Raw genomic sequence first — 12,445 nt, forward strand, 5'->3', positions numbered from 1 at the left:
ATGATTGTTTTTTCCCCTATTTATTTTTTTTGTTATTTTTAACATCAAATAATAATTTAATTGTTAAGTATAAAGTTGATTCATAATCATGGTTTTTATATGCTAACTGGGCATTTTTAATTTGTTCTTCGGCACTCTGGTTTGTTAAAACTAGTTTTTGTGAATAAACAAGGGCCTCTTGTGCTAAGAGATCTAATAAAATATCATTTTTGATTTTCTCAAATAATTTTAAAACATCTTTTTTTAATTTATTTAATTTAACACTAACATATTTTACTTCAAATTCTTTGTTAATATCAAACGGAATTTTTTTAATCCGTTCTAAGCTAGCACGGTATTCACTAATAATTTTTTGGTATTTATTTAGTAAATTTTTATATTGTAACTGATTTAAACGAACTTCCGCTTGCAACAAAACAACTTCTAGCAAATGGATTGTTCGACGAATTTCGGTTTCAACAAAATTTCTTTTTTCAATAATTTTGACAACTTCTTCTAAGGCATTTTGGGTTTCCACAGCATTCTCCAATAACCTGATTAATTCATTATTGAAAAAAACATAGTCCCGACTATTCTTATTAATTTCTAATAATAATTTATTAGTATCATGGGATAATTGCTTAACTTTCCCCATCGCATCACGATGAATACTTTCTTCTTGCTCAGTTAAAACCGAAGAAGAACGTAATGCTTCAATCTGTTTAGAAATAATGGTAAAACTTCGTTCAATTTTATTAATATAATCCATCACAATTTTATAATATTTTTTAAAACAAGAAATAATCTTTTTCTGTTGTTCAATTGTTCTATCAAATTCACTAATCATATTAATAATTTCAATTGTTTTCTTGGTTGCTTTTTTGTATTGTAAATTATCAATATACCGAAAAACTAACGACTTATCATTATCAACATTTGTTGCTAATTCATCAAAAGTAAATTTTAATAAATCGCGATTATTTTCATCCTTATTAAAAAATAAATATTTATCTTTTAGCACTGATAACCGGTTAGGTACGACCTTAGTTAGTAAGGTAATAATTTGGGGAATATTATCTAAAATTTCAACAAAAATAGTCAACGATGTTGTAATGTTGCTCAATATTTGGCTCGTTTTTTCAAAGTCCCCACTGGTTAAATATTCTTCAAATTCATCAAACATTAACTCAATTGATTTTTCAAAATCATTAATTTTTTTCTCATCGATTGCCACATTCATTTTTAATTTTTCAACTTCGGCAATTAAAGCATTAAACATTACCTTATGAGAGAGAATATAATCACGTTGTAAAAGTTCAATCTGCAACTGTTCATTAATTTCAGTTAATAATTTTCGAGCCTCTTGTTCTAATATTACTAGTTCATTATATAAAGGTTTCATTTTCGCGGATGATAATTGTTTACGATTTTTCAGGGCATATAACTTTCTAAAAACTTCAAAACAACTAATTAACTTTTTTTCATAAATTATTTCATACTTTGTTCGTCACACCACTAAGTCTTTCGCAAATTTATTGCTATGTTGAGCAATTTCCGAAACACGAAAAATTTTATGTTTTAAGGGTAACCGTTTCAAAACATCAAACTTAGTTAGAATTTTAATTTCAATTTTTTTAAAACGTTGTTTACTAATCCACACCCCTAAAAAATAACAAAAAATTAAAAAACATAAAATAAAAATAATAAAAAATGTTAATTCTACTGAGTTATGAATAATTGTTTGGATCAATGATAAACTAACCATCCGTTTCGCTCCCTTAAAAATAACCTTACACTTGAATTATAGCATTCAAAAAAAATAATACATAAAAAAGATTAAATTCTTGAATAAAGGTTAAGAATATTATACAATATCTTAGACAACATTTAGAAACAGCAAATAAACATGTTTAATCAATAGTCTATATTAGTGAACGTAATTATTTTATTAATATAATAAAGTAACCTTAGCTGTTAAGGCGAAGTTTATATATACTATCTTAAATAGAGTTTATTAATGATCTTTTTGTATGTCAAACTTTGATATATAGGAGGTTTTTTTAATGTCACGTTACACTGGTAGCAAGTTTAAAAAATCACGTCGATATGGATTTAGTATTCTAGAAAACGATAAAGAGTTTTCAAAAGGGAAAAAAAGAGCATATGCTCCTGGCCAACATGGTCAACGAAGAACAAAATTATCAAACTACGGAGTGCAATTACAAGAAAAACAAAAAGTTAGATACATGTATGGTTTAACTGAACGTCAATTCCGTAATACTTATACAAAAGCGAAAAAAATGAAAGGGATTACTGGGACTAACTTCTTAATTATGTTAGAATCACGCCTAGATAACTTAGTTTTCCGCATGGGCTTAGCCCAAACTAGAAATGGAGCCCGTCAATTAGTGAACCATGCTCATATTTTAGTAAATGGTAAAAAAGTTGACATCCCATCATATATTTGTAAACCGGGAGATGTAATTAGCTTAAAAGAATCAATGCAAAAAAATTCAAAAGTATTAGAAAGTTTACAAGCACAAATTAATACTTTAGAATTTGTTAAATTTGATAAAGCAAAATTTTCTGGAACTTATGTTCGTTTCCCTGAACGTGAAGAATTAAATGCTAATATTAATGATGCGTTAATTGTTGAATGATATAACCGTTTGGTATAATTTCAACAAAAAAAATATCAACATTATGTTGATATTTTTTTTATTTATTTTCATTAAGAGTAATTCCACTTGTTCGTAAAAGTCCCGCAGCCGCTTTATCAACAACTACCGTGACATCATTATGCATTTGTAAACTGGTACATGGTCATTCGTTTGAAATTTCACCTTCAATTAATTGTTTAATTGCTTGGGCTTTACCAGGGCCATCAGCAATTAAAATAATTTTTTTAGCATTTAAAATTGATTTAATTCCCATTGAGACTGCTTGTTTAGGGACCTGGTCAATTGAGTCAAAAAAGCGAGCATTTGCCTCAATTGTTGATTTAACTAAGTCAACAACTCCCGTTAGCGAATTAAAATCAGCTGGTGGTTCATTAAAACCGACATGGCCATTAGTTCCAACTCCTAATAGTTGAATATCAATCCCCCCGGCTTTTTTAATCATCTCATCATATTGTTTGGCAAAAGCAACATAATCACCAGTTCCTTGGGGAACATGGGTGTTTTCTTTTTTAATATTAATATGATTAAATAATTTTTCATTCATAAAATAACGGTAACTTTGGGGATGGGTTGGTTCTAACCCAATATATTCATCTAAGTTAAAAGAAACAACATTACTTCAATCGGTATGATTTTGTTGATAATCATTAATCAGATATTGATAAGTTGTTTCTGGTGAACTACCAGTTGCAAACCCTAACACAATCTTGGGGTTTGCTTGAACTGCATTCACAAACATTTTTCCGACTACTTTTCCAATTTCATTTTTATTTTCTACAACAATTAGTTTCATATTCATCCTCCCACATCTCTTAACTTAATAATTATAAAACTTTTCTGACAATAATAAAACAAAATTTTCAATCTTGTTAGTTTATTTAAAATTAAAAAAACTAATATTTTCTGGAAGTTTATAAATATCAAAGACAACTTTTTTCTTACCCAATGCCCGATATAATAAGGCTAAAATTACCATATTATTTTGTTCACGAATTAAATAATCTGTGTTTTTAACAGTAATTTTAACTCCCACATCGACATACTCAACTTTTTTAATATCTGCTAAGGGAAAAGAAAAGGTTTTTGGTGTTTCTTGATTATCAATAATTCCATCTAAAATTACTCGTTTATTAGTAATTAGTAAAACGCCCTTACAAACAAAACTAATTTTATTATCCTTACCTAGTTTATGTAAATTAACATCATTATTTTTAAAATGGCATTTTTCCTTTGGCTCTAAATCAAAATATATTGGTAAGATTTTTAATGGCCTTCATAAGGTGAAATTAACTTCTTCAACATTATAAATGAATTCTTGTTCTTTACTATTTAATTCAAGATCCAATTTCTTAACATATTTGTAAAATTTATGGATAAAATCTTGAGTATAAGCAAAATTTTTTAAAATTCAACGCTTAAAAATTCAGTATTTAAAATTAATAAAATTATTTTTCCCCATTAATTTTTCATAGCGATAAATTAAAAACTTTGGCTTATATTTTAAATTATCTTCATTTAAAACATATTTTCATTCTTCACGTTTATAATAAAATAATAAATCTTTTGTAAATCTTGTAAACATATAATCACCTTAAAATAATTATATAATGAAAAAATAGTAAGCTAACTTACTATTTTTTTTAATTTAATTACCACGTGAAGGCCCTGAATTTTCATCTGAATGTTTATTTACAAGTCCTCTTATTTTTTTAAGAATGTCAGTTTTTTTGGCATTATTTTTTAAAGATCTCTCCCTATTCTTGTTGTTCATTGCAGAGAAAGAATTACTATATAATTTTAAGAAAGTTTTATTTTCATAAAATGAACTAAAGAGATTTTCTACAGAAAAAATTGAATGTTTTTTGTTTTCAAATTGTTTTAATTTTCTTTCAGCAGCCCTATAAAAACGTTTAATATCAGCTGTTAATTTATTTTTTATCACTCTAAGTTCTGCCTCATATTTGCCCTTTTTTACAAGATCAATTTCATCACTAGTTAATTCTTTAGTTCATTTATCATTTTTGTTAATTAAAATTGAATTTTCTATCTTTTCGTTCATTTTTTTAATTTCTTGATCAAGTTCATCCAACTCTTTTTGTTCCAATGCTTTAATTGATTTTCGCATTATCCCATATTCTTCTACTGATGCATATTTAAAAGCTAACAAATTCTGTGCTGCTACCTTTTGCAATACTTCTGCAATACTTTCAACGTGATTATATTTTTGTTGTTTAGCCATTAAAAATTTTTCGGTAGCTGCTGCAAATTCTACTGAATCAAATCCAGCATAATATTCTGAATAAATTCTATTTATTTTTCTTTTAATAGCTTCCTTTGCTACTTCAAGAGCTTCTTTACCTTTGGCTTCATAACTTTCATTATTGTATATTTTACAAAACTGTTCTTCAATTCGACTAATAGATTCATCCATTAACCAAATTAACTGATCTTCAATATATTCGCGTTCTGATAATATTGTCTTATCGTCTGATTCTTCATCAATTTTATTTGTTATATTATTAATAACTGTTTCTTTTAAATTTTCAAATGAATTTTCTAGTTGAAAGGGAAAATCAGGGGTAAAGTTTTCTTTTATAAAAGTTTCATAGCACTTAAATAAATAGTCATTAATATCTTTTTTTATTATAGCATTTCGTGTTGTGTAAAAAGGTTTCACATCACGATTTATTTCATAATATTGTAAGTTTTTTAAGTCAAAATCTAAAATTCATTTTAAAGTAAGACCATATCTAAAATCTATATATGCTGCTTGCAAATCTTTTTGGTCAATTGGCATAATTGTGTGTTCTCCTTTTATGTTTTCGTTTCAAATAGTATAAAACCTTAATAAATATAAAAACACCACCAATATTAATCAATATTGCTGGTGTTATCTACACTCAAAATAGCGTTTTTCTAATTCATTTAGTTATTTTATACCACCTAAATAATAGCAAATAACTAGTGGGTTTTATCAAAATTATCTTGTGATTTTTAAACAAAAAAAATGTTAATAAAAATTCAACCCTCTCTTAGTATTTTCCCTCGTAATATTAAGATAAGATTGAATTTGTTAATGGTGGTTCGGGACGGAATTGAACCGCCGACACTTTGAGCTTCAGTCAAATGCTCTACCAACTGAGCTACCGAACCGTTAAAATGGCGGTCTTGACGGGACTCGAACCCGCGATCTCCTCTGTGACAGAGAGGCATGATAACCACTTCACTACAAGACCATTTGGTTGCGGGGGCAGGATTTGAACCTACGACCTTCGGGTTATGAGCCCGACGAGCTACCAGACTGCTCCACCCCGCGATAAATTCTCCAAGAATAATACTATCATAATTTGGAGGCTAATTTCAAGTAATTTTTAAAATGGCGGAGAATGAGGGATTCGAACCCCCGCGTGGCTTTCACCACCTGGCGGTTTTCAAGACCGCTCCCTTCAACCAGACTTGGGTAATTCTCCACATATTTTTAATAAACAGATGGTGGACCCTACTGGACTTGAACCAGTGACCATCCGGTTATGAGCCGGATGCTCTAACCAACTGAGCTAAGGGTCCATGGTAGCGGGAAAGAGACTTGAACTCTTGACCTCCCGGGTATGAGCCGAGCGCTCTAACCAGCTGAGCTATCCCGCCACATGGATTTGTTGTTATGTTATTTATTTTTGGTGGACCCGAACGGGATCGAACCGTCGACCCCCTGCGTGCAAGGCAGGTGCTCTCCCAGCTGAGCTACGGGCCCAATTTTGACAATAAATGGTCGGAAAGACAGGATTCGAACCTGCGACCCCTCGGTCCCAAACCGAGTGCTCTACCAAGCTAAGCTACTTTCCGATAATTAAGTTATTTAATTTAAAAAAAATGGCACGCCCAGTAGGATTCGAACCCACAACCTTTTGATCCGTAGTCAAACGATCTATCCAATTGATCTATGGGCGCATGTCAAACATATTTATTATATAATAATATTTTATTATTAACAATATTTTCTTATAATTTTGTGGTTAAAATGGAGGCACTAGTCGGACTCGAACCGACGGTCGGGGAGTTGCAGTCCCATGCCTTGGCCAACTTGGCTATAGTGCCGTGTATTATTTAAACCTTTTTTATATTATCATATTATTAAATGTTTTCAAGAAATTATGAAGAAAAAATAGGATTTTAAATAATTTATTATTAAATTCTTTAAAATCCCGCCCGGGCAAGTTATTCAACAGCAATTAAATATGGATATAACTGTTGCTCACCATTTACAATTTCATATTCAACATCAAAGTTTTCATCTAAGTATTTCTTAATCATATTAATGTCTTTAGCTTCAGCATTTTCACCAATAAAAATTGTGATAATTTCGGTTGATTTGGTAATTGTCTTATCAAACAAGTTTTTAATAACTTCGCCAATGTTTGGCTTCGAAAACATAATTTTTTTATTAACAATTCCCATATAATCATTTTTATTAATTTTAACCCCATTAATTGAAGTATTTTTTGCGGATTGGGAAATTGATAAACTAGTAACATTTTTAATAGCATTTCTTAAAGTTGAAAAGTTCTTTTTGGCATGTTCACCATGTTCAAATGATAACGCAGCAACCATTCCCTCCTGAACTGAAGTTGTCGGAACAACATAAACATTTGATTTTTTTTCTAACTTAGCTGCTTGTTGTGCTGCTAAAATAGCATTACTATTATTTGGTAAAATAAAGACATCAACAGCATCAACAGCATCAATTGCTTTTAAATAATCATCTGTCGAAGGGTTCATTGACTGCCCCCCATTAACAACCGCTTGAACATTTAATTCATTTTTAAAAAATTTAGAAATTCCACTTGCCGGAGAAACAACAATAATTGCTTCTTTATTTTTTAATTTACGTTCAACTTTAATTGTTTTAACATGTTTTTTGGCTTGTAAAGTCATGTTATCAACTTTAATATTACGAAATTCCCCAAATTGTTGCAGAAAAGTAATAACAGTCCCAGGCATTAAAGTATGGACATGGGTTTTTAAAATATCTTGATCAACAACCGCTACAATTGACTTTCCACCTTGTTCCGCTAATGTTTGACGAATTTTGGTAACATCAATTTTATTAATATAACTATCATTTAACATTACAATAGTTTCGGTACAATAACCAAATTCTTCTTCTAAATTATCCATAATAATATTGTTTTCTGATTTATCATGTTTCTTTTTAAACTGGGGAACTACTTTTCCAGTTGAAAAATATTCGGTCATTCCTTCAAAGATTTTTACCAAACCAAAACCACCAGAATCAACTACCCCAACTTCTTTTAAAACTGGCAATAATTCTGGGGTATTATTTAAGGAAGCTGTTGAAAACTCAACAATTTTTCCAAAAACATTAGGGACATTCATATCATCTGATACTGAATTAATATTTTCAGCAGTTTCCCGTATAACGGTTAAAATTGTCCCTTCAACGGGTTTCATCACTGCTTTATAAGCAACTTCTTTAGCTTGCATCATTGCGGCTTTAATAGCATCGGATGTTAATAAATCAACACCTTTTAAACCATTAGCAAATCCTCTAAAAATTTGCGAAAGAATAACTCCGGAATTCCCACGAGCCCCCATAATTAATCCTCTAGCAAATACATCGGCAATTTTACTAATTGAAGTTGAATCAACTTCATTAATTTCTTTGACCGCATTGGTCATTGTTAGATTCATATTGGTTCCGGTATCCCCATCAGGGACTGGGAACACATTTAATTTATCAATTTCAGGATAAAAATTATATAAATTATTATATCCACTAATTAATGCCTCTTTAAAAGACTTTGCGTTAAATTCCATTTTTTTCATCACCTTACAAACTTATTTATAACCGCTTATCTTAAGTATAATAATTTGCAATCTAGTTTTTTAAATATCTCTTTTGCTTTAATACATTTTTAGATTAATAAATCTAACACATTGACATTGACAGTAAAGTTACCCGGAAAAATATCTAATTTTTCTAATTCATACTTAATGCGAATTTGAACTTCTTGACTAACATCACGAATATTAACTTCTTCTAATAAAATTAAGTAAATTTCAATAACATAATTTTTACCATCTTGTTTTAACGTGATTGACTCTGAGTAATTTTTTGTTAACATTGTGACATTTTCTTTTTCACTACTAAAATCATCAATTTTTGCAAAACCAGCAACTCCTGGTACTGTAATAACTGATGCGTAAGCAATATCTGCAATTTGTTCAATACTAACTTTTCCCATAATTAAATAACCTACAAAATTAATCAACATTATTAATTATATCGCTAAAAAATATTAAAGCAATATCTAAATTAATATGTTTCGACAAGGGCTGCAATATATCTGCCCAAAAATCTTGCTACTATTTTATCAAATAATTCATTAGTTTTATATTAAAATCTTAACTTTTTTAAAATGTAATTTCATAGTACATTATTTGGTACTAGTAAAAGTATATCATAAAAATAAAAGACTATAAAATATAGCCTTTTATAATTAAATTTAGTTTATTAATGGTTTTAAAAATTGGAAGTAATTAATTGAAAGTTTAATAAGTTAATTAGCATAAAAAGAATTTTTAATTATTTTTAAATTAGTTAACAGTTGGTGCAACTGTTGTTAATTTGAGTTCAAAATTACCAGTTGATGTTTTTAAATATTTTTGGTTGGTTCCAGTATAACTAGCACTAACATAGATGGTTGTATTATCCCCTAGTTGTTTTGCCGCAAGGGTTAAATCCTGCGCGGTTAATTCGTGGTGATGTTCTTGATCACGGTACAATTTAATAGTAAATTCTGGTGGATAGGTTTGACCTAATTCATTAATCATCGGAACTAATTGTTGTTGGACACTAGTAACTAAACTAGCAATTTTAGTATCATCATAGACTTGCCCATAAAATAAAGTATCACTTAAAGAAACTGTGGTGTTAGCCAAGTCAATTGCTTTGACACTTGGTGTAATTTGTAAAAAAGGTGTTTCACCCGTTACTAAATCGGATAATAAATGGGCTTTATCACTATTGACACGTAATTTTGTATAAAAACTTATGCCATTATCAATATTTTTTAAAATAGACGGTTTATCAAGTAAGTTTTCATAATCCGTAGTTCCTTTATTACTACTATAAAATAAAGTTTCCACTCATTTTTCATCGCGAATTTTTTTATTTAATTTATTATTGGAAATTACATTTCATAAAAAATCCACTAAGTTATTAAATGAAACTACGCTAAACTTATCGGTTGGGTGTTGCGAGTTAATTTTTTGTTCAAACATTGCTTGGGTGTACGACGTTAAATCAACGGCACTACTTTTTTCATTACAAGCAATAATGCTACTAGTTGTGGTTGCTGTTAAAGTTAACGCACTAAATAAAGCTAAAAGTCGTTTCATTATGAATCTTCCTTCCTACTAATGCATTTTAATTAAAGCGATGATGGCACTAAAAAGATCACATGCTCAAATTGTTGCAAAAATCGCAAAAACATTTATTTTTAGAAAGCGAAAAATTGATTCATGACCAACGTATTCTAATTTTTTCTTTTGTTTACGATTTCACCAAATATGTAACCCCACAAAAAGCATTAACATCACGCCAAAAACACCAATTCCAATATAAGAATATTCTAAAACTTGGTTTGTTAAATTAGTTTCACTAAATAATAATAGGTTCTGAATCATTGTCTCGTTCCTCTCTAAATTTTATTCTATAATGGTCCGACTAAATCCCGAACCCGATTAGCAACATGTTCCACATCAGTTCCAATAACTAGTTGTAAACCTTCATTCCCAATTCGAATAATCCCAAAAATTCCCGATGCTTTTAATTTTGCATCATCAATATTAGTTTTATTATCCTTCACAATTAACCGCAATCTTGTCGCACAGTTTTCAATGATTTTAAAATTATCTTTACCAACAACATCAACAATTGTTTGGGCCATTTGTTGATATTTATTAGCCAGTTCAGTTCGTTTAGCTTTTCCTTTTAATTTAGCTCCAACTTGAACTTGGGTTTGGGCAATCATTTGTAAATCAGCTTGGTTTTCAGCTTGGATTGTCGTTGCTTGGCTAACATTCATGTCACCACCACTAGTTCCAGCTGGTTGACCAGTTCTATTGTCGTTCAAATCTCGACCAGGAGTAGGAATATTCATTTTTTTAATTAATCAATATCAAATAAAATAATAAATAACTCCCATTACCATTGAAATTGGAAAGACCCATAACGGGTTGGCCGCAATTCGTGCTCCTACACTATCATGTTGCAACGACATAATTCATGATTTGGGAACTGAAATTAAGTAATCAATTAGCCCAGCACTAAAACCAAATCCTAATCGAATTCCCATTCCAACCACCACCGCGGCAAAAATAGCTGTTAAAACCGCATGAATTACTAATAATAATGGTGATAAAAAGATCCAGATAAACACTAGTGGTTCATCAATTCCTGTTAAGAACGAAACAAGCGCAACACCACCAATAAAGGTAGCAACTTCCCGGCGACGTGATTTATGCGCAGTCATAATCATTGCTAACCCAGTGGCGGGAATTCCTCCAAAGAATACCGGAAAGAATCCTGATTGGAAAATTCCCGATGTTTCAATTCCAGCACTATAAGCATTAATATCACCAAAGACAATATAATTGCCATTACCTAAATTAATAATATTGGCAATATTATCGGGATTAATTCCCGGCAATAATGGACCTTCAATTGGTAATTGGAACCATAGGAAAGTGTTAATAATATGATGGCCACCAAATGGTTGTAATAACCGGTTAATAAAAGCATAAACAAATGCCCCCCCGCGGAAGCCGCATTTCCTGAGGAAATTGCTTTCCCAATAATAATTAAGACATATTGGATTCATGGCCAAACTGCCGCAAAAATAAATGCTAAAAAGAATGAAGACACGACCGCTACCATCGGTACAAATCTTCGACCCCCAAAGAATGCTAACGCTTGAGGCAATTGAATATCTTTAAAGCGATTATATCAAAAAGCAGCTAATGCTCCACAGGTAATTCCTCCCACAACTCCCGTATCAAGAACATAGCTTCCACTGTTAACCAAATCACCAGGATTTGAAGAACGGGGATCTTGAAAGGGCGATGGAATATATAATAACTGGCTAAAATTATGGGGTACCAAGGCATTGGGATCAGCCGTTGGGCTGGCAAACCCATGAAATGTTAACACATTTTGGTAAAATAAGGACGGAATCATATTTTCCCCAGTCATCATGACTAAGATAAAATAAGAAATCCCCCCACATAACGCGGCTTCACCCCGGTAATCTTTGGCAAGGCCAAATGCAACCCCAATTCCAAAAATAATAGCAATATTGTTAAAAACAGCCGCTCCGGGTGCCATGATGAATTGACCAATTCATCAAATTCAGGAATCTTTAACGATTCCAATTGTTGGATCAGATAATAACGTTCCAATCCGATTCATCAATGCAGCAATCGGCAATACAGCAATCGGAAACATTAAAGATTTTCCTAGTCGTTGCAATGCCACTCCTGATTGTTTAATTTTAGAATTGAACCTTGTCTTGAAACCATTTTTCGACTTCGTGACTTGTCCAGATCCTTGTTTTCAAAGTATCGAAGGCATTTTACTACCCTCCTTCCCATTAGTTTAGTGGCAAATAATCTTACATATAAATAAACTTATATACCCTTAACATTAAGATACTTAATCTTGCTAATTAACCTATTTGCTTAAACAAGAATGGAAAACTTCTCAT

The 12,445-nt window shown here is 30.6% G+C and carries 10 protein-coding genes, 10 tRNA genes and 1 pseudogene; 1 reads left to right on the top strand and 20 read right to left on the bottom strand.

Features of this window, described 5'->3' with window-relative positions; translation table 4 throughout:
* Positions 1–16 precede the first annotated feature (16 nt).
* Positions 17–1,744, bottom strand: coding sequence for a septation ring formation regulator EzrA (locus SERIO_RS04920; RefSeq protein ID WP_047791743.1), 1,728 nt, complete (start codon positions 1,742–1,744; stop codon positions 17–19).
* A 298-nt stretch (positions 1,745–2,042) separates the two neighbouring features.
* Between SERIO_RS04920 and rpsD the strand changes: the two genes are divergently transcribed.
* On the top strand, positions 2,043–2,657 hold the full coding sequence (gene rpsD / locus SERIO_RS04925; RefSeq protein WP_047791744.1) for a 30S ribosomal protein S4: 615 nt from the start codon (positions 2,043–2,045) through the stop codon (positions 2,655–2,657).
* A gap of 40 nt (positions 2,658–2,697) precedes the next feature.
* On the opposite strand, the gene nagB is transcribed toward rpsD, so the two are convergent.
* The 19 genes and pseudogenes from nagB to SERIO_RS06855 form a co-directional block, all read right to left on the bottom strand.
* Positions 2,698–3,453, bottom strand: coding sequence for a glucosamine-6-phosphate deaminase (nagB, locus tag SERIO_RS04930; protein ID WP_047791745.1), 756 nt, complete (start codon positions 3,451–3,453; stop codon positions 2,698–2,700).
* 81 nt (positions 3,454–3,534) lie between these two features.
* On the bottom strand, positions 3,535–4,242 hold the full coding sequence (locus SERIO_RS04935; protein ID WP_047791746.1) for a hypothetical protein: 708 nt from the start codon (positions 4,240–4,242) through the stop codon (positions 3,535–3,537).
* 63 nt (positions 4,243–4,305) lie between these two features.
* Positions 4,306–5,457: a hypothetical protein gene (locus tag SERIO_RS04940; RefSeq protein ID WP_047791747.1), complete on the bottom strand. Its 1,152-nt coding sequence runs from the start codon at positions 5,455–5,457 to the stop codon at positions 4,306–4,308.
* Positions 5,458–5,737: 280 nt separating this feature from the next.
* A tRNA-Phe gene (locus SERIO_RS04945) sits at positions 5,738–5,813 on the bottom strand.
* 7 nt (positions 5,814–5,820) lie between these two features.
* Positions 5,821–5,896 (bottom strand) — tRNA-Asp (locus tag SERIO_RS04950).
* A gap of 3 nt (positions 5,897–5,899) precedes the next feature.
* Positions 5,900–5,976, bottom strand: a tRNA-Met gene (locus SERIO_RS04955).
* Between the two features lie 61 nt (positions 5,977–6,037).
* Positions 6,038–6,130, bottom strand: a tRNA-Ser gene (locus SERIO_RS04960).
* 20 nt (positions 6,131–6,150) lie between these two features.
* A tRNA-Ile gene (locus SERIO_RS04965) sits at positions 6,151–6,227 on the bottom strand.
* Between the two features lies 1 nt (position 6,228).
* Positions 6,229–6,305, bottom strand: a tRNA-Met gene (locus SERIO_RS04970).
* Positions 6,306–6,335: 30 nt separating this feature from the next.
* Positions 6,336–6,411, bottom strand: a tRNA-Ala gene (locus SERIO_RS04975).
* 15 nt (positions 6,412–6,426) lie between these two features.
* Positions 6,427–6,503 (bottom strand) — tRNA-Pro (locus SERIO_RS04980).
* A 28-nt stretch (positions 6,504–6,531) separates the two neighbouring features.
* A tRNA-Arg gene (locus SERIO_RS04985) sits at positions 6,532–6,608 on the bottom strand.
* A 71-nt stretch (positions 6,609–6,679) separates the two neighbouring features.
* Positions 6,680–6,755, bottom strand: a tRNA-Cys gene (locus tag SERIO_RS04990).
* 120 nt (positions 6,756–6,875) lie between these two features.
* Complete coding sequence (locus tag SERIO_RS04995; protein WP_047791748.1) at positions 6,876–8,495, bottom strand: DAK2 domain-containing protein; 1,620 nt, start codon at positions 8,493–8,495, stop codon at positions 6,876–6,878.
* A 98-nt stretch (positions 8,496–8,593) separates the two neighbouring features.
* The gene (locus tag SERIO_RS05000; protein WP_047792049.1) at positions 8,594–8,923 is read right to left on the bottom strand and encodes an Asp23/Gls24 family envelope stress response protein; all 330 of its coding nucleotides are present in this window, start codon (positions 8,921–8,923) and stop codon (positions 8,594–8,596) included.
* 352 nt (positions 8,924–9,275) lie between these two features.
* A complete protein-coding gene (locus SERIO_RS05005) occupies positions 9,276–10,079 on the bottom strand; it encodes a lipoprotein (protein WP_047791749.1) in 804 nt (267 codons plus the stop codon).
* Positions 10,080–10,097: 18 nt separating this feature from the next.
* Positions 10,098–10,367: a hypothetical protein gene (locus tag SERIO_RS05010; protein ID WP_047791750.1), complete on the bottom strand. Its 270-nt coding sequence runs from the start codon at positions 10,365–10,367 to the stop codon at positions 10,098–10,100.
* Positions 10,368–10,393: 26 nt separating this feature from the next.
* Positions 10,394–11,563, bottom strand: a complete 1,170-nt coding sequence (locus SERIO_RS06850) for a PTS transporter subunit EIIC (protein ID WP_250638037.1) — start codon at positions 11,561–11,563, stop codon at positions 10,394–10,396.
* 59 nt (positions 11,564–11,622) lie between these two features.
* Positions 11,623–12,312: pseudogene (locus SERIO_RS06855) on the bottom strand (PTS transporter subunit EIIC); the annotation flags it as partial.
* Positions 12,313–12,445 lie beyond the last annotated feature (133 nt).

Origin of the sequence: Spiroplasma eriocheiris (assembly GCF_001029265.1) — a bacterium.
Taxonomy (GTDB): Bacteria; Bacillota_I; Bacilli_A; order Mycoplasmatales; family Mycoplasmataceae; genus Spiroplasma; species Spiroplasma eriocheiris.